Origin of the sequence: Photobacterium piscicola (assembly GCF_900166965.1) — a bacterium.
Taxonomy (GTDB): Bacteria; Pseudomonadota; Gammaproteobacteria; order Enterobacterales; family Vibrionaceae; genus Photobacterium; species Photobacterium piscicola.
In genome coordinates this window covers 144,447-162,831 of the sequence record NZ_FUZI01000002.1, presented here as the reverse complement: position 1 = coordinate 162,831, position 18,385 = coordinate 144,447, and the positions used below count along the sequence as shown (strand labels likewise).

General features: G+C 38.5%; 15 protein-coding genes. 7 read left to right on the top strand and 8 right to left on the bottom strand.

Annotation, left to right across the window (positions count from 1 at the left end):
* Nucleotides 1–79: 79 nt before the first annotated feature.
* A complete protein-coding gene (locus CZ809_RS06980; RefSeq protein ID WP_080156710.1) occupies nt 80–574 on the bottom strand; it encodes a methylated-DNA--[protein]-cysteine S-methyltransferase in 495 nt (164 codons plus the stop codon).
* A 163-nt stretch (nt 575–737) separates the two neighbouring features.
* Between CZ809_RS06980 and rimJ the strand changes: the two genes are divergently transcribed.
* On the top strand, nt 738–1,322 hold the full coding sequence (gene rimJ, locus CZ809_RS06975; RefSeq protein ID WP_080156709.1) for a ribosomal protein S5-alanine N-acetyltransferase: 585 nt from the start codon (nt 738–740) through the stop codon (nt 1,320–1,322).
* A 100-nt stretch (nt 1,323–1,422) separates the two neighbouring features.
* Here rimJ and pyk read toward each other — a convergent pair whose 3' ends face one another.
* On the bottom strand, nt 1,423–2,868 hold the full coding sequence (gene pyk, locus CZ809_RS06970; protein ID WP_080156708.1) for a pyruvate kinase: 1,446 nt from the start codon (nt 2,866–2,868) through the stop codon (nt 1,423–1,425).
* Nucleotides 2,869–3,063: 195 nt separating this feature from the next.
* Entirely contained in the window at nt 3,064–3,921 is an 858-nt protein-coding gene (locus tag CZ809_RS06965; RefSeq protein ID WP_080156707.1) for a MurR/RpiR family transcriptional regulator, read from the bottom strand.
* Nucleotides 3,922–4,265: 344 nt separating this feature from the next.
* Here CZ809_RS06965 and CZ809_RS06960 point away from each other — a divergent pair, with 344 nt between their 5' ends.
* The 5 genes from CZ809_RS06960 (at nt 4,266) to CZ809_RS06940 (ending at nt 11,069) form a co-directional block, all read left to right on the top strand.
* Entirely contained in the window at nt 4,266–5,099 is an 834-nt protein-coding gene (locus tag CZ809_RS06960) for an NAD-dependent epimerase/dehydratase family protein (RefSeq protein WP_080156706.1), read from the top strand.
* Between the two features lie 1,019 nt (nt 5,100–6,118).
* The gene (gene psrA, locus CZ809_RS06955) at nt 6,119–6,784 is read left to right on the top strand and encodes a TetR family transcriptional repressor PsrA (protein WP_080157175.1); all 666 of its coding nucleotides are present in this window, start codon (nt 6,119–6,121) and stop codon (nt 6,782–6,784) included.
* Nucleotides 6,785–6,828: 44 nt separating this feature from the next.
* A complete protein-coding gene (locus tag CZ809_RS06950) occupies nt 6,829–9,078 on the top strand; it encodes an acyl-CoA dehydrogenase (protein ID WP_080156705.1) in 2,250 nt (749 codons plus the stop codon).
* A gap of 214 nt (nt 9,079–9,292) precedes the next feature.
* The gene (gene fabV / locus CZ809_RS06945) at nt 9,293–10,495 is read left to right on the top strand and encodes an enoyl-ACP reductase FabV (protein WP_080156704.1); all 1,203 of its coding nucleotides are present in this window, start codon (nt 9,293–9,295) and stop codon (nt 10,493–10,495) included.
* Between the two features lie 163 nt (nt 10,496–10,658).
* The gene (locus CZ809_RS06940; protein ID WP_080156703.1) at nt 10,659–11,069 is read left to right on the top strand and encodes a PACE efflux transporter; all 411 of its coding nucleotides are present in this window, start codon (nt 10,659–10,661) and stop codon (nt 11,067–11,069) included.
* A 75-nt stretch (nt 11,070–11,144) separates the two neighbouring features.
* Here CZ809_RS06940 and CZ809_RS06935 read toward each other — a convergent pair whose 3' ends face one another.
* The 5 genes from CZ809_RS06935 to CZ809_RS06915 form a co-directional block, all read right to left on the bottom strand.
* Nucleotides 11,145–12,488 carry an ATP-binding protein gene (locus CZ809_RS06935; protein ID WP_080156702.1) on the bottom strand — a complete coding sequence of 448 codons (1,344 nt, stop codon included), beginning with the start codon at nt 12,486–12,488 and terminating at the stop codon, nt 11,145–11,147.
* Nucleotides 12,485–13,159, bottom strand: a complete 675-nt coding sequence (locus tag CZ809_RS06930; RefSeq protein ID WP_080156701.1) for a response regulator — start codon at nt 13,157–13,159, stop codon at nt 12,485–12,487. The genes CZ809_RS06935 and CZ809_RS06930 overlap by 4 nt, the downstream gene beginning before the upstream one ends.
* Nucleotides 13,160–13,414: 255 nt before the next feature.
* The gene (locus CZ809_RS06925; protein WP_080156700.1) at nt 13,415–15,097 is read right to left on the bottom strand and encodes an aspartate:alanine antiporter; all 1,683 of its coding nucleotides are present in this window, start codon (nt 15,095–15,097) and stop codon (nt 13,415–13,417) included.
* Between the two features lie 261 nt (nt 15,098–15,358).
* Complete coding sequence (locus tag CZ809_RS06920) at nt 15,359–15,622, bottom strand: GrxA family glutaredoxin (protein WP_045035599.1); 264 nt, start codon at nt 15,620–15,622, stop codon at nt 15,359–15,361.
* Nucleotides 15,623–15,789: 167 nt separating this feature from the next.
* Complete coding sequence (locus tag CZ809_RS06915; protein ID WP_080156699.1) at nt 15,790–16,743, bottom strand: porin; 954 nt, start codon at nt 16,741–16,743, stop codon at nt 15,790–15,792.
* Between the two features lie 332 nt (nt 16,744–17,075).
* Between CZ809_RS06915 and CZ809_RS06910 the strand changes: the two genes are divergently transcribed.
* Nucleotides 17,076–18,239 (top strand): iron-containing alcohol dehydrogenase, encoded by a 1,164-nt coding sequence (locus CZ809_RS06910; RefSeq protein ID WP_080156698.1) that lies wholly within the window; start codon nt 17,076–17,078, stop codon nt 18,237–18,239.
* Nucleotides 18,240–18,385 lie beyond the last annotated feature (146 nt).

Genomic DNA, 18,385 nt, shown 5'->3' with positions numbered 1-18,385 from the left:
AAACGTAAAATAAAAGAGATAGCTTTCATTGCTATCTCTTTATTTTTTATAATAAACAATAAAGCGATGGGAGTTTGAATTAATCGTTCTGATGCGCTTCTAGTAAGATGGTGTCGCCAGCCTCTAGGGCTAATAGTAGTGCGACAATATCTTCGCCATAGCGATAACCACATAATGAGTTATGACTGTTTAATACGCGGTGACAGGGGATTACAATGGGGATGGGATTAACATTTTTAGCCATACCGATTGCTTGGGTTGCTTTGGTATTGCCAATATTTGCGGCTATTTGCTCATAGGTAACGGTTTCACCGTAGGGAATATCAGCAATAGCATGCCATATTTGTTGTTGAAACAAGGTGCCTTGTGGGGCAAGAGGGAAGGTGAATTTTTGTCTAGAGCCGATGAGGTATTCTTTGAGTTGTCTAATGAAGGGGGCCATAAACTCGGGGTTATGTTGCCATATTTCATTAGGGCTATAGCTGGGACTCGTAATTGATAGTTGTCGAAGACCTTGATGATCTGCCAGCAACATAATATTTCCCAGTTCTGTTTCAATACAATCGTAATACATCAATAACTCACTAAAGGCGTAATAATTAATAACATTGACTGACAAAGAGTAACAGACAACGACATGCTAATATATCGAATATTGAATGCGGCTTGTATTCAATATCATGTAAACTCATAAAATGTGCGTTATATCAATTAACATTGTCATGTCGAGGTCGTACTTGTTTCATTCAATTATACATCGCTCATCAACTATTGTACTTGATGATATAAAAATTCGCTTGATTGAAACGCGAGATGCGGAACAAATTTCAGCATACTATCAGCGTAATCGTCACTTTTTAGCGCCGTGGGAGCCATTACGGCATGAGGCTTTTTTTAGCTTAGCTGGTTGGCAGCAACGTCTTGAACAAATTGCGACTCTGCATCGTCACGAGATGGCTTTTTATTTTGTTATTGAGCATCGTGAAACGAATACTATTATCGGGGTGATTAATTTTAGTAATTTAGTGAAGTCGCCTTTTTATGCCTGTCATGTCGGTTATTCATTAGATCAAGATTATCAGGGTAAAGCGGTGATGCGTCGTGCGTTAACTGCTGTATGTGAATGGATATTTATCGATAAGCATTTTCATCGCGTTATGGCGGCGTATATGCCACATAATAATAAAAGTGGTAGTGTATTAACGGCGGTAGGTTTTGAGCAAGAAGGGTTAGCGAAAGATTATTTATTGATCAATGGCCAATGGCAGGATCATATTTTAACATCATTAGTGAACCCGAATTGGTCACTGCCGATAAATTAAGTTTGTTTTAAAACCGAAAAGGCTGAGAATATGATCTCAGCCTTTGTCATCCATATTTCCACTGCTATCAACGATACGTGTATAGCGGTGTAGTTAAGGGTTAATCAACCGTCAAAATACGCATATTATTGGTTGATCCAACGGTATCCATTTTATCACCTTGAGTAATAATGGTTAGATCGCCAGGTTGTACATATCCTGTCTCTTTTAGAACATTCAACGCATGCTTTGCCGCATCTAAACCTGCGTCACTGTCGCGATCAAAAAAGACGGGAGTAACACCGCGATATAATGAAGCTTGGTTCAATGTCGTTTTATTTCGCGATAATGCAAAAATAGGTAATCCTGAAGAAATACGAGACATTAAGCGTGGTGTACGGCCTGATTCTGTCATCACGACAATCGCTTTAATGCCCACCATATGGTTAGCGGCATACATGGTTGCCATTGCAATGGTTTCTTCAGGGGTTGAGAACTTACGATCTAAGCGATGATTGGAAATATTAATACTTGGTTCTTTTTCTGCACCAAGACAAACACTGGCCATTATTGCTACTGTTTCAACAGGGAAGTCTCCCGCAGCTGTTTCTGCCGATAACATAACCGCATCAGTACCATCTAATACCGCATTGGCAACGTCCATCACCTCGGCACGTGTTGGCATTGGACTAGTGATCATTGATTCCATCATTTGAGTTGCAGTAATAACGGTTCGATCAAGACTACGCGCGCGACGGATTAGCTTTTTCTGCACACCAACAAGTTCAGGATCACCAATTTCAACGCCTAAATCGCCACGAGCAACCATTACCACATCAGACGCTAGAATAATATCGTCCATCGCTTCTGTTGTTGCCACTGTTTCTGCACGTTCTACTTTGGCGACTAATTTCGCCGTTAGTCCTGCTTCTGTTGCTAATTGACGGGCATAATGCATATCTGCACCATTGCGAGGAAAAGAAACCGCAAGGTAATCGACCTTCATGGCTGCAGCTGTAATGATATCTGCTTTATCTTTTGCTGTTAATGCTGCCGCAGATAAGCCGCCGCCTTTTTTATTTATGCCCTTGTTATTCGATAAAGGGCCAGCAACGGTAACGATGGTATGTACTTTATTACCAGCAACTTCAGTTACTTGTAGTTGAACTCGACCATCATCAAGTAACAACACATCACCTTTCACAACATCATTAGGTAATTCTTTATAGTCAAGGCCGACGGCATCTTGATGGCCTTCACCTTTGGGTAAGTCACTATCAAGAGTAAAACTATCGCCAATGCTAAGCTGAATTTTGCCATCTTTGAAAGTTGATACACGAATTTTAGGTCCTTGAAGATCGCCTAAAATAGCGACATGTTTACCTAAGCGTGCTGCAATTTCGCGTACTTGTTGAGTGCGAAGGATATGATCTTCTGGGCTACCATGGGAAAAGTTCATGCGAACCACGTTAGCACCCGCAGCAATGATTTTTTCTAGGTTATTATCACGATCAGTTGCAGGTCCTAGGGTCGTCACAATTTTGGTACGTCTTAGTTGTTCTAACATTATAAGCTCCATGTAAATAAACTGATTTATCTATCCAATGCCATTGCAGTATAAGTGATTGGATAAAGAAGATGTGTGTATAAATGCGACTCAGTAATTTAAGATAAGGCGATGATAGGTATTATCAAACAGAGGGGTAATGAGAGTGCACAGTAATGTGTGTTAGCGAAGCCGAAACTTCGCTATCTATCTGTATTACAATAAATGACGTTCTTTTGAAAAACGAGAGTCTTTAAGTGAGTCTTTTACACGTTTTAGGTTATCGCGAAAACTCGATCCTCGACGTAATGTAAAGCCGGTTGCGAGAACATCAATGACAGTCATTTGTACAACACGGCTCGCCATTGGCATATAAATATCGGTATCTTCAGGAACATCAAGGCAAATCGATAATGAACATTCACGCTCTAATGGTGAATGTTTTGCTGTAATACCAATGACTGTTGCGCCATTTTCACGTGCCATTTGTGCTATTTCAACCAGACTTTTAGTTCGTCCTGTGTGTGAAATAACAACCACAACATCGCCATCACTGCAATTAATGACACTCATGCGTTGCATAACAATGTCGTCAAAACACACAATCGGGATATTAAATCTAAAGAACTTATTTTGAGCATCATGTGCTACGGATGCTGAAGCGCCTAATCCAAAAAAGGATATTTTTTTTGCTTGTGTCAATAAATCAACCGCTCGGTTAATTTGCATCGGATCAAGACTATTTTTGGCTACATCTAAGCAAGCCATGGTTGATTCAAATATTTTTGCCGTGTAAGCATCAGGGCCATCATTTTCTTCAACATTACGGTTTACATAAGGCGTGCCGTTTGCCAAACTTTGGGCCAAATGTAATTTAAAGTCAGGGAAGCCTTTAGTATCAAGTCGACGACAAAAACGGTTAACGGTAGGTTCACTTACATCGGCCATTTTGGCTAATGTTGCAATGCTAGAGTGAATAGCCGTTTGTGGCGATGCTATAATAACTTCCGCTACTTTACGTTCAGATTTGCTGAAGTGTTCTAAGTTATTTTGTATTTTTTCTATGGTATTCATAGGTATTTATGCACTTCGTTATTGAATTTCATTTGTAGCATTCTTGTCATCAAGTTGCCCATATAATGAAACTATACTACTTAACTCTTAACATATTCTAGCTGTTCACGGTCTTTTTCAGTGTGTTCTTATTAGATTTTGATCGAGATCGACTTTTTATTTTCAGAATTGAAATTTATAAAACAAATAATGTTAGTTTTTGTTGTTTTATTTTATCAGTTTTGAGTATTTGTTTTATAAATAAAGACTTATTTTAAGCTCTGAAATAAATAATAATGACTATGTTCTATCATTTTTGAATAAATAACAGATTGAATAATATTTAAATAAAAAAAGGATAATCAATGAAAGTCAGTATTTGTGGCTGTGGATGGCTCGGATTACCGTTAGCATTATCATTAAAAAGCCAAGCGATTGAAGTATGGGGCTCTAAAACAACGATAGAGGGCGTCAATGTATTACAGCAACTAGGCATTAATGGCTGCTTATTAACATTGCCATTAACTGAAGAGATGAATCCAACAACAATCCAATTTTTAACAACGGATGTGTTGATTATTGCAATCCCGCCTGGCCGTAGAAATCTTGAACCTCAGGTTCATATTGAAAAGATCATGTCATTAGCAACCGCAGCAAAGAAAGCTGGGTGTCAGCGGATTATTTTTATCAGTACTACGTCGGTATATGATCCACTACAAGGGGAGGTGTTAGAAACAACCCCAATACATCCTAATTCCGCTTCTGGACAATTACATTACACATTAGAACAGCAATTACGTCAGCAATGGCAACAACAACTGACAGTATTACGTTTATCTGGATTGATTGGACCGCAACGGCATCCGGTGACGTTTTTATCTGGTCGTCAACAATTGAGTGCAGGTAAGCAGCCCGTTAATTTAGTGCATTTAGATGATTGTATTCGTGTTATCTCAGCCATTATTGCGCAGCACCCTTCGATGCCAATCATGCATTTAGCCGCCAGTACACACCCTAGTCGTGAACAATACTATACTGCGATGGCGATTAAATCACAGCTGCCAATTCCTGAGTTTAGCGATGATAATCATGGCGTTAATGGTAAAAAAATAAATTCAAATCAGACTCTTAATACCTTAAGTGTAGTGTTGCAACATGATGACTTATTATTAGGTACACCACAAATTAGCTTAAAATAAGCAAAAAAAACGCTGAAATAAGTATTTCAGCGTAAAAAATTACAATTAGGAGTTAAAGCAGTAGTAGCAATTTAAATTACAGATGTTGTGTTTGACGGCCTGAAAAACATAATAATCATCTATAATTTTAATTCTTATATAATCAGACTGCGCGTTAGTAAAAGAGTTCATTTTAATCTTAGAAAGATTCAATTATTTTATTGAAGGATATGTTGACTCTTCTTATGTCTGCGTTTGATAGCATAAAAGCCGTGATGGCAGATAAAAAAATCCCGCTGATAAGTATCAGCGGGAAGGAGATTATCCAAAAATACAATTAGGAGTTAAAGCAGTAGTAACAATTTAAATTACAGATACTGTGTTTGACGGCCTGAAAAACACATTAATCATCTATAACTTCAATTCTTATATAATCAGACTGCACGTGAGCGAAAGAGTTCAACTTAATCTTAAAAAGATGCAATTATATTATTGAGGGATGAAATTACTCTTCTTATATCGATGTTTAATCGCGTAAAAACCATGGCGACAGATAAAAAAATCCCGCTGATAAGTATCAGCGGGAAGGAGATTATCCAAAAAAATACAATTAGGATTTAAAGCAGTAGTGAATTAAACATTTAATAAAAAGTATTATTGCCATGCAAAATAGCGGTTTATCAAATTGAATACATAAGTAAGAGTACCGCTATAAGATAAAGTTCAAAAAAAAATAGTTTTATTTGAAAATGATATTTTGTAGCGCTTGATTGCCGTGTAGATAAAGAAAACCCATCAACAAATATTTGTTAATGGGCTCTGAAGTAAAAACTTCTAAAAAAAGCAGTGGTATTCGTAAGACATTATTTTTTCATATTGGTTCCAATCTTATTTTATAAATGATGGTTTTTTTTGTCATTGATTATAAAGCGTTTAATTGATTTTTACGTGACGAAATAACAAATTGTGATGTAGCGCATTTGTTAAATGTTATGGTCTTGTGTAATATTCAAACAAGCGTTTTAATCGGGGCTGATTATATGAAACAACAAGCAACGACGAAGAATCGAATACTGGATACTGCTGAATTATTGTTTGCAGCTCGTGGTTTTAAAGCAACGTCATTACGTGCGATTACGACAGCTGCGGGGGTTAATCTGGCCTCGGTTAATTATCATTATGGCGATAAGAAAGGATTAATTCGTGCGGTATTAAGCCGTTATCTTGAACAATTTATGCCAGCATTAGAAATGGAATTAGTCACGTTACATCAGCGTGATGAGTTTTCTATGGAAGAGGTATTTTTCTGCGCTAAACAGCCATTGTTAACTTTGGATACTTGCAAGGCTAATGGTACTACTATTTTCATGTCTTTACTTGGCCGCGGCTATACCGATGTACAAGGGCATTTACGGTGGTTTATCACCACTCATTATGATGAAGTTATTCAGTTATTTATTAGCGCTGTACGTCGTGCCCATCCTTGTTTAGATCCTGAAACATTATTTTGGCGATTACATTTTACCCTTGGTGCTGCAGTATTTACGATGGCATCAAGTACAGCCCTATGTGAAATAGCTGCCAATGATTTTTCTAATCAGATCCAAATTGACGATTTAATTAATAGATTAGTGCCTTATCTTGCGGCAGGCGTTGCTGCACCAATAGAACTGAATCAGTCTTTTGTCGTCAATATTAGCGGTTAATAAACCATAAATACTCGCCATTGAATCACAAAAGGATATGCATTATGAGCTCGTTATCAAGCATGCGTAAACGTTATATAAGTGATCCTGTTTTTAAACGGTTTAAAACATTATTACCCCCACTATCTAATACTGAAAAAGAAGCAATGGAAGCCGGTAGTGTGTGGTGGGATGGGGAGTTATTTGGTGGAGATCCACAATGGCAAACATTGCTTGATTACCCTAAACCAATATTGACACAAGAAGAACAACACTTCATTGATACAACATTGCAGACTTTATTAGCAATGTTAAATGATTATCAAATTGTGCAGCAGCAAAAAGATTTACCTAAGGACGTTTGGCAATTTCTGCGTCGTGAAAAATTCTTTGCATTAATTATTAGTAAACAGTATGGCGGTCTTGATTTTTCTGCTCATGCTAATTCAACTATTGTGGCACAAATAGCAACCCGTAGTTTAAGTGCTGCGGTTTGTGTGATGGTACCTAATTCACTTGGCCCTGGTGAGTTACTTACCCATTATGGTACTCAACAACAAAAGGATTATTGGTTGCCTCGTCTTGCTAATGGGGAAGATATTCCTTGTTTTGCATTAACTGGCCCTGAAGCGGGATCTGACGCTGGCGGTATTCCTGATGAGGGAATAGTTTGTTATGGCGAATATGACGGCGAGCAAGTTATTGGCTTAAACCTCACATGGAATAAGCGTTATATTACGCTTGCGCCTGTTGCGACGGTACTTGGGCTGGCATTTAAAATGCAAGATCCTCAAGGCTTACTTGGTGATAAGGTTGATTTAGGTATTACTTGTGCGTTGATTCCTGCTGATCATGCTGGCGTTGAGATTGGTGAGCGGCATGATCCACTTAATATGGCATTTATGAACGGTCCTACGCGCGGTCATAATGTGTTTATTCCATTAGACTGGATCATTGGCGGCCAAGATTATGCAGGAAAAGGTTGGCGAATGCTGGTGGAGTGTTTATCTGCGGGACGTGGTATATCCTTACCCGCTTTAGGAACTGCTGTTGGGCATTTAGCCGCTAAAACAACGGGAGCTTATGCTGTTGTTCGAAAGCAGTTTGGTATGCCAATTGGTAATTTTGAAGGTGTTGCACAAGCATTAGGTCGTATTGGTGGCTTTACTTACATGCTAGAAGCCGCTCGAACATTGACGACCACAGCATTAGATATGGGACAAACACCTGGCATTGTGACTGCTATTGCTAAATACCATATGACGGAGATGTCTCGAACTGTTTTAAATGATGCAATGGATGTGCATGCTGGACGGGCTATTCAATTGGGGCCAATGAATTATTTGGGTCATCATTATTTTGGTATTCCAGTGGCAATAACGGTTGAGGGAGCAAATATAATTACCCGTAATTTAATGATCTTTGGTCAAGGTGCAACCCGTTGTCATCCTTATGTATTAGATGAAATGGCGGCAGCTGCAAATCCTGATGCAGAACAAGGGATGAAAGATTTTGATAGTTTGTTGATACAACATATTGGTTTTGCAACTCGCAATATAATTAAGTCATTATTAAACGCAGTGAGTGGTAGTTGTTTTAATCGTGCCCCTGTTAGCGGTGAAACGCGACATTACTATCGTCATTTAAGCCGTATGTCAAAAGCGCTCGCGGTTTGTGCTGATATATCAATGTTGAGCTTAGGAGGCGAATTAAAACGTCGAGAGTTATTGTCAGCTCGCTTAGGTGATGTGCTTAGTTATTTGTATTTAGCGTCAGCAACATTGAAGCGATTTGAAGATCAAGGACGCCAACAACAAGATCTACCGTTAGTTGATTATGCATTACAGCATTGCTTGCATCAATGTGGCGTCGCATTTGATGAAGTGTTTACAAATTTTCCTCGTAAAGGGGTTGGGCGCACATTACGCTTATTAACATTTCCACTAGGTATACATTATTCAGCGCCAAAAGATGCGCTTAGTATCAGTATTGCATCATTATTAATGACACCAAGTGTGCACCGTGATCGATTAACACATTTATGTTATGTCGGAGATAAGCATGATGATCCCGTTGCTATTATGGAACGTGCATTTATTGCATTGCATGAGATCAAACCTTTGGAGCGTAAATTAATGCAAGCAACACGCAATGGTGAGATCCCACGCAAGGCTTTATTAAATAAGAAGTTACAGTTAGCTTTGGATGCGGGAGTGGTCACAGAAGAAGAGATCAAAAGGATAGAAAATGCAGAGCAACTAAGGCAGAAAGCGATCCAAGTTGACCATTTCTGTGCTAACCATTTTAATAACTAAGTTTGCTACCAGGAAAGGCAACTTAGGGTACTTAGTCTTTGATATATAAACCTGGATTCTCCCGTGTGCCACGTTAATACGTGGCACTTTTTTTGACCAAAATTTAGTGTAACACCTCCAACCACTACGATTTTTGCTCATTTATGGCATAAATTTAATGCGTATCTGTCATTAACCTTTTATCCTATTCACAATTATGTAAGGGAAGTTGAAAATGATCATCAAACCTAAGACTCGTGGATTTATTTGTACAACAACGCACCCTGTTGGTTGTGAAGAAAATGTAAAGCAGCAAATTGCTGACACTAAAGCACAAGGCCCAATTGCAAATGCACCTAAGCGTGTATTAGTTGTAGGTTCTTCTAGTGGTTATGGCTTGTCATCTCGTATTGCTGCGGCATTTGGCGGTGGCGCTGCAACAATTGGTGTTTTCTTTGAAAAACCAGGTACAGAGAAGAAGCCAGGTACTGCAGGTTGGTATAATTCTGCGGCATTTGACAAGTTTGCTAAAGCTGAAGGGCTTTATTCAAAAAGTTTAAATGGTGATGCTTTCTCTAACGAAGCAAAACAAAAAACAATTGATTTGATTAAACAAGATCTTGGTCAAATTGATATGGTTATTTATTCACTGGCATCACCAGTACGTAAATTGCCAGAGACTGGTGAAGTGATTCGTTCATGCCTAAAACCTATGGGTGAAACGTACACAACAACAGCGGTCGATACCAATAAAAACGTATTAATTGAAACCAGCATTGAACCAGCAACAGAACAAGAAGTTGAAGATACTGTTACTGTTATGGGTGGCCAAGATTGGGAACTATGGATTGATGCGCTAGCGAATGCTGATGTATTGGCTGATGGTTGTAAGACCGTTGCCTTTAGTTACATTGGTACAGAGCTTACATGGCCAATTTACTGGCATGGCGCGTTAGGCAAAGCAAAAATGGACCTAGATCGTGCCGCGAAAGAGCTAAACACCAAGTTAAGTGCGACAGGTGGTTCTGCAAATGTTGCTGTGTTAAAGAGTGTTGTTACACAAGCAAGCTCTGCGATTCCAGTTATGCCGTTGTACATTGCAATGGTATTTAAGAAAATGCGTGAAGAAGGCGTACATGAAGGCTGCATGGAGCAGATTTTACGTATGTTTAAGCAACGCTTGTATAAAGAAGATGGCACAGCACCTGACGTTGATGCAGAAAATCGTCTTCGTTTAGATGACTGGGAATTGCGTGAAGATATTCAACAGCATTGCCGTGATCTATGGTCAACAGTAACTAATGACAACTTATATGATGTTGCTGATTACCAACAATACAAAGATGAATTCTTGAAGCTATTTGGCTTTGGTGTTGATGGTATTGATTACGATGCTGATGTGAATCCTGTGGTTGATTTTGACGTAGCAGACATCTAATAATCGCATCATAAAATAGATATTGAATAAACCGCCAGTGATGGCGGTTTTTTTATATCTGCTCTTTTTGCTATCTGTTAAGCGGATAGTTAATGACTTTTATTGGTGAGATTTGTAGATATATTAGTGAAAGATATTATTGGTTCACAACAGAGCATTTACTATGAGAACAACGTTTGATCGCATTCGCCATGCTATTGGTTTTGAGATTATTGGTCTGATATTGATGGTGGGTATTTTAAGTCAATTTGGGTTTGAACTTGGACATGTCGGCATTATGGGGATATTTTTTTCTATTGTAGCCACAGTATGGAATTACTTATATAACCTATGGTTTGATCGGTTAATGTATAAAAAATATAACGTGACTCAAAAAACAATGTCGCAACGGATAGTACATAGTTTAGGTTTTGAGGTTGGATTATTAATTTTCACTATTCCAGTTTTAGCATGGGTGCTGAATGTGAGTTTATGGCATGCGTTAGTGTTAGATATTGGTATGGTGATATTTTATTTATTCTACGCGTATGGATATAATTTGATTTATGATCGTGTTTATCCTATTGATGTATAATAATTTTATATTTTTCAGGTATTAAAAAGCCAGCATAAAAGTGCTGGCTAATAAATCAGAGAAAACGATTAATCATTAGCTTTTTGGTAGTTCGATAATGAAAGCGGCACCTTCAAGTTCAGAGTCTTCAACATGAATCTTACCTTGGTAGCTATCAATGATTTCATTGCAAACAGAGAGACCAATACCTTGTCCCGGATTGAGTTGATCTGCACGTACTCCACGTTGGAAAATAGCTTCACGTAAGCTAGGCTTAACACCTGGGCCATCATCTTCAATGATAATAATGAAGGAATCACTATTTTCAGTAACGGATAATTTCACTTGGCTAATGCAAAAACGAAAACTGTTTTCTAGCATATTGCCAAATAATTCCATTAAATCATCTTTATTAATGGGTAATTTTAAGTCGTCATCGAAGTGATAATGCAACGTCGCGTATTTATCGGCATAAATCTTATTTAACATTCGATTAAGACTAACGACGATGGGTTTAAGCTCGACATTACTTTTTTGTAACCCTTGTTGACCTACCATGGCACGTTTGAGTTGATATTGTACCAAATCATCCATTTGGCTGATTTGTTCCATGATACGCTGATTAAGTTCGCGGCGATCTAAAGATGAATCATCAAGCAGGGCATTAGTCGCAGCTAAACGTGTTTTTAAACTATGGGCAAGATCATCCATTGCGTGACGATAACGTCCTTGCTGATCGTTACTGATGCGGCTAAGTCGATTAACCGCCATGGTGACTTCTTGTAACTCCATTGGATAATCATCATCAAGCTTTTCTCGCTTCGCTTCTGTCATTTGATCTAACTGAGAGGCTAGTTTCCGTAGCGGTTGAAATCCCCAATGAAAAGCTGCGATAAGGAAGGCAACTGCAATTAAAACAAACAACCCTAAATAGAAAGCCGTACGTTTATGCAGTTGTGATAAGGAATATTCGTAAGCATCAGCAGAACGCAAAACCACTAATTGATAAATGGTGCCATCTTCTTGATTACGAGTAAGATTATAAGCAATATAATCTTGATGATTCTTCATTTTAATCAATGTTGGCGTCGAAATATTTTCTGGTAAATATCGACAAACATCATGTAAATTGGCTTTTGATGATTGATTTGAAACCCAAGTTGTTTTATCACTTTGATCACAGACAACAGCAATATAATCAGTATCAGAAGGATCGAGAGAATCTATCCATTTATCAACATCTTTAATTAATCCAGCTCGATTAAGTTGGGCTACTACCATTGGCATTTGAGCAACAAGTTCTGAGGAATATGATGCCATATAACTTTGAGAGTAAAGTTTATTGATAACCGCAGCTAGTGCCGACGTCACTAAAGCAATAATAGCGACGGAAGTAATCAATACTCGTTGTCTTAATCGAGGCTGGAAAAATCGCTTCATTGAGCACTGATTTCAAAAATATACCCTTGACCACGAATGGTAGAGATAGGGTTATTTTGTCCTGTTTTAGTAAATTTTTTGCGCAGGCGACTGATCATTACTTCAATGGTATTTGGATCACCTTCTTGGTCTTCATATAGCACATCAAGTAAGCGTTGTTTTGAGACCACTTGGCGGCTATGGCGCATTAAATACTCTAATAAATCATATTCAAATGCAGTGAGTTCAAGCAGTTCGTCGCAAACATAAACTTGTTTTGCGAGCAAATCGACACGAATATCACCCGCGGTCATTTCTGGTTTAACAAAGCCAGCACTGCGACGAACCAGGGCACTAAGGCGAGCAACCATTTCTTCTTTTTGAAATGGCTTAACAAGGTAGTCATCAGCACCTGCTTCAAGCCCCGTTACTTTATCTTGCCAGTTTGAACGTGCAGTTAAGATCATGATGGGCAATCGTAGACCTTTCTTACGCATGTCTTTAATTAAACTGATTCCATCTCTATCAGGTAAACCGATATCGACAATAACAATATCATTGGGATAGTTCTGTGCAAAAAACAGCCCTTCTTCGGCAGTGTTAGCACATTGAACTTGGTTTCCTAGTTCGCTTAGTTGCGATTTTAGGTGATGGCTAAGAATAGCATCGTCTTCGACAATAAGAATACGCATGGTTTGGGCACCAGAGATAACAAATGGTATTGATAAGCTATGGTAAAGTATCAACTAATAAAGTGCATCAGTTATTGTTACCATAACGTCATGAAAGGGTATGCAAACTAGCGTAAATAGTATGATAAAAGATAGAATTAACGTTAGGCTAGTTACAGTTTAATGTGTGTATTTAGTGTAGATAATTTGACTGAATAGGGGCTGACTCATCAGTGAACTAATAAGCCGCCCGCTATCAAGATTGTCTGATTATTATTATTGGAAGATAAAGATCAGCGTACCTGCGATGGTAAGTAATACGTTAGCAATCGCGTAGGTTCCAGCATAACCTAAAGCTGGAATCGTACTACGAGCATGCTCATTGATCATGTCCATAGCTGGCGCACAAGTACGCGCACCAATAATGGCACCAAACAATAATGCGCGGTTCATTTTTAGTACATAAGCACCAAATAAATACGCTAACACGACAGGAATAACACTGACCATTAGGCTGGTAACAAAGACGGTTAAACCAATGTGTCCGATAGAAGCAAAAAGGTTAGAACCCGCGCTTAAACCTATACCTACCATAAACACCATCAGACCTAAATCTTTCGCCATATTTAGCGCCCCTTGTGGGACATAGCCAAAAGTTGGGTGGTTGGCACGTAAGAAACCTAACGTAATACCTGCAATCAATAAGCCCGCAGCACTGCCTAAACCAAAAGCAACATGACCAAACTTCATGGTTACTAAGCCCATTAATAGGCCAATAATAAAGAAGCAACAGAACGCGAGAAGATCTGCAATTTGGCTGTGAATAGAGATAAAGCCAATACGTTCAGCTAGCCCTAAAACACGACTTTTCTCGCCGCTGACTTGTAGAATATCCCCTTTATTTAATAGGATATTATGGTCCATTGGCATTTCAATTTGTGCTCGAACTACGCGGTTCAAGAAACAGCCATATTCAGATAAGTTTAATTCTGATAAACGCTTACCAGCTATACCGTCATTTTTAACTACAATTTCTTCTTCAACAATACGAAGATCGAGTAAGTCGCGGTCAAAAACTTCTTTACCGTTACGGAAACTAGGATCAAGACGGGCATGGCTATCAGGGTAACCTACAAGTGCGATTTCATCGCCTTCTTGTAAAATAGCGTCACCATCAGGATTTGCTAAAATACCATTACGACGCACGCGTTCAATATAACAGCCCGTTTGGCGGTAAATACCCAATTCACGTAAGTTACGGCCATCGATCCAGTTAATCAGTTCAGGACCCGCACGGTAAGCGCGAATAATCGGTAAATACACTTTACGCTGCGCAACTTCACCAATACCGCGTTCACGTGCAATTTGTTGCGATGACTCGGCAAGGTTTTGTTTTTGCAATTTAGGCATTAATTTAGCAAGGAAAATTAAGCTAACTAAGCCGACAAGATAAGACATGGCGTAGCCAACACTTAAACTTTCGCTTAATTGTTTAATGACTGCAGGATCGGTAATACCCGCCAGACCTGTATTCAGTGCATCTTTTGCACCCACAAGGACAGGTGTTGCTGTAAGTGAGCCGGCCATTAAACCTGTTGCTAAACCGATATCCATGTGTAAATAACGCGCCATGGTCATGGTAATAGCAATCGATGAGAGTAGGACGACTAATGCGAGTAATAAATAGTGTTTACCGTCGCGGAAGAAGATGCCAAAAAAGTTTGGTCCAGCTTCTATACCAACGCAGAAAATAAACAGCATAAAGCCAATATTTAGTGCATCTGTGTCAAACGTAAAACCCGCATTACCAAATAATAAAGCAGTAAGTAGAACGCCAATAGAGTTACCTAGTGTCATCTTGGCAAAACGAATTTTACCGAGACTTAAACCAACAGCAAGGACTACAAATAGCAATAAAATATCATTTTGGTGTAGAAGAGCGGCTACATCAATGTTCACGACGGATTTCCGAAATAATGGAAAGATAAAAGTGAGGTAAATTCTAGCTGATTTTGAACAGAGGTTATAGTTTATATTATAAATAAATGGTGAAAATCCATTTTATAAACCAACTCTTCAAAATAATGGGTGCTTTTATTTCAGCGAGCTTTTTAAAGGAGCAGCATACGTTAAAAAATAGTGTTTTAATGATGAATAATAATAGCGGAATGATAAAAAAAGGCTGATATTGTCAGCCTTTCGATTAATCAAGCTTGAGGCTTATTTATAAAGAAGGTTATGTTCTTTTGCATAAGCTTCAAATTCAGTGCAACCACCAATGTGATCTTGATCAACAAAAATTTGAGGTACCGTTTCAACGGGTTTACCAACAGTTTTTTCTAGATCCGCTTTACTGATCCCTTCTGCGTGGATATCAACGTAGCGGAAGTTAAAATCGTCGCGCTCTTCTTTGATTTTTTCTGCTAATTCTTTTGCACGAACACAAAATGGGCAACCTGGACGACCAAAAATAACAACGAACATAAATTTCTCCTCATAATTTGTTATTACTATAACGCGGAGAAGGCAATAGCGAAAGCGGGTTTTTTCTGTTAAACCAATAGATAAAAGCGATATAGCAACCATAAATAAAAACAATATCCAACCACAAAAAGCCAAACACTGAGTCTGGCTTTAATATTGTGGTTTATTTAGAAATCGTAGCGAATACCTGCTTGTAATTCATCATCTTTTTTATCGAGTTGTTGGAATTTATAACCAATATAAGTGCGTAGCGATTTGTTGAACTTATATAGACCTTCTAGAGCAAAGTAATCTACTTCATCGGTAGTGGTATTATTCTGTTCTGATTGCTGAAAGTTATAAACACCTCGCGCCGTAAACTGATCAAAGGTGTAAGCGGCTGCTAACTCATAACCACTTAAATCAGCATCACCATGTTTACCATTAGCGTAAGTTGCGGCAGCATAAATGTTATTGAGTTGGTAACTCATAGCAAGGTTAAATTGGCGAGCATCAATATTAGCGCCATCATTACCATTAACGTAACCTGCACCCACATTTAATCCAAATGGGAACTGATATTGTGCTGCGATACCATAGCTATCGCTGTCTTTTAGGTTGTTATTATTTTCAGCGATGTAGTTAGTGGCAACTGCAATATTATTAAATTCACCAATGTATAAAAAATTGTTTTCTCGTTTGTCTTTATTACCATCAACAAGGTCAACGGCATCTCCGCCAAAAGTCGATAAGATATCGGTGTAATCGGTCAGCATAACTTGTGCTGAATCCTGTTTACCGTAAGAAATCGTACCAACCGCAGTATCGAGACCAGCATAAAGATAACGAGTATCTACAGTACTGTTGTTATTATCTGAAATTTCAACTTCATATTTACCAAAGACTGCGAATTGCTCATTAATAACTGATTCGCCTTTTAATGCTAAACGCGCCCGGCTTTTATCTTTAAATTCATTGTCGTCATTATTATCACCTTTATTTTCTTTAGAAAGATTAAAGCGGGGTTCAGCTCTACCCCCAAGTTCAATATTGGTGTCGTTATTATCATAGATGGTGGCGGCGGTTGTTGTTCCGGTAAATAGACTTGTAAAAATAGCGGCGACCACTGCTGCATTTTTCATGGTTCATTCCTCATAGATTATTATACGGCTTCATTGCCTTTGAACTCTACGCAGACTAACGATGTACTATTACGCTTCTATTACGATGAGAAGTCACTTTTACGACACGTGTTTTATTGTGGTGATCAACATTAAGTGTGAGTCAGTATTGATCTTGGGGCGATAGCCATTGAAATAGATAAAAACTTGTTTGTAATCAATATAGAGTTAAGCAATCTAACAGAATCTAATTTTAGACAGCTTATAAATCAGCGAACCTTGGTAAAGATGCAGCGAAGGTCAAATACGAGGTTTCTATGGCATAAACATTATTTAGAACAGGATAAATAACTATGTTTCAGTTTATGACTTCAACACGGATTGTTTTTGGTGAAGGTGCTCTGCATGATTCTTTATCGCTGCTTAATCAATTTGGTTACAGTGTGCTATTAGTGACAGGGCAAGATCAGCAACGATCATTACAATTGGAACACTATTTTAAACAACAGAATATGCGTTATCAGCGGTTAGTTATCAAAGGTGAGCCTTTAATCGCAATGATGGAAGAGTTAGCGGCAATGGGGCGGACTTTCTGTCCTGATATGGTGATTGGTATTGGAGGGGGGAGCGTACTTGATGTTGCTAAATCTCTCGCGGCTTTAATTCCTAACCAAGGCAGCGTTTATGATTATGTCGATGTTGTCGGGCGCAATGTTCCATTACAAGTTAAATCATTACCATTTATCGCTATTCCTACGACTGCTGGCACTGGCGCTGAAGTCAGTAAAAGTGCTGTCTTACAATCTGCACAAGAACAAGTAAAAGTTAATTTAAGTAATGTAGAGTTGTTTCCTGATTTAGCCATTATTGATCCAACTTTAACCTACGGTATGGATGCGGTGCTATCTGGATATTGTGGTTTGGATGCCTTTACCCATTTAATGGAAGCATACGTGTGTGGCGAACCGAATCCGTTGACCGACATGATTTGCGAGGAAGGATTAAAGCGTATTGCAATGTCAATATTGCCAGCGTGTAAAGATGATCATTATCCTTCACGAAGTAACATGGCTTTTGCTGCAATGCTTGGTGGTATGGCGCGGTCAAATGCTAAGTTAGGAGCAGCACATGGATTAGCATCAGCATTAAGTGGCCGGTTGAATGCTCCTCATGGTTTGATCACTGCACGTTTATCGCCTTATGTAATGACTGAAAATATCTCTGTTGCAATGGAACTTGGTCGTAGTGATGTTCTGGCTCGTTATCGTAAATTAGCGGTTATATTGACATTAAATAATGAGGCTAAGATTGAAGATAGTGTGCAATGGGTTGATAGCATGCTAACAAAACTACAGTTACCGTCGTTATCTGATTATGGGCTATGTAATACTATGTTTGAAGAGGTTGCAGAAGATGCATTACGTACCTGTGCTATTAAAGGTAACCCGTTACCATTAAATCAACAGCGATTAATTACGATTTTGAGGCAAGTTTGTCACAATGATTGTCATGCTTAAATGGCGTAACCACAGTTATAAGTGAAAATAGTTCTGATACAATGTATTTATGATTATATTGAATTTTGTTTGTTTTATATAAAAAAGTGACTTAGGTCGCTTTTTTTTAGCTCTAATTTTTAGAAAAATCGATTTTTTAGGGGTGT

Bases quoted from the DNA above. Each gene is read 5' to 3' on its own strand.
- CZ809_RS06950 (WP_080156705.1), top strand. From the start codon at position 6,829: ATGAGCTCGTTATCAAGCATGCGTAAACGTTATATAAGTGATCCTGTT.
- CZ809_RS06980 (WP_080156710.1), bottom strand. From the start codon at position 574: ATGTATTACGATTGTATTGAAACAGAACTGGGAAATATTATGTTGCTG.
- CZ809_RS06960 (WP_080156706.1), top strand. From the start codon at position 4,266: ATGAAAGTCAGTATTTGTGGCTGTGGATGGCTCGGATTACCGTTAGCA.
- CZ809_RS06920 (WP_045035599.1), bottom strand. From the start codon at position 15,622: ATGTTCGTTGTTATTTTTGGTCGTCCAGGTTGCCCATTTTGTGTTCGT.
- CZ809_RS06915 (WP_080156699.1), bottom strand. From the start codon at position 16,743: ATGAAAAATGCAGCAGTGGTCGCCGCTATTTTTACAAGTCTATTTACC.
- CZ809_RS06965 (WP_080156707.1), bottom strand. From the start codon at position 3,921: ATGAATACCATAGAAAAAATACAAAATAACTTAGAACACTTCAGCAAA.
- CZ809_RS06935 (WP_080156702.1), bottom strand. From the start codon at position 12,488: ATGAAGCGATTTTTCCAGCCTCGATTAAGACAACGAGTATTGATTACT.
- CZ809_RS06930 (WP_080156701.1), bottom strand. From the start codon at position 13,159: ATGCGTATTCTTATTGTCGAAGACGATGCTATTCTTAGCCATCACCTA.
- CZ809_RS06940 (WP_080156703.1), top strand. From the start codon at position 10,659: ATGAGAACAACGTTTGATCGCATTCGCCATGCTATTGGTTTTGAGATT.
- psrA (WP_080157175.1), top strand. From the start codon at position 6,119: ATGAAACAACAAGCAACGACGAAGAATCGAATACTGGATACTGCTGAA.
- pyk (WP_080156708.1), bottom strand. From the start codon at position 2,868: ATGTTAGAACAACTAAGACGTACCAAAATTGTGACGACCCTAGGACCT.
- fabV (WP_080156704.1), top strand. From the start codon at position 9,293: ATGATCATCAAACCTAAGACTCGTGGATTTATTTGTACAACAACGCAC.
- CZ809_RS06910 (WP_080156698.1), top strand. From the start codon at position 17,076: ATGTTTCAGTTTATGACTTCAACACGGATTGTTTTTGGTGAAGGTGCT.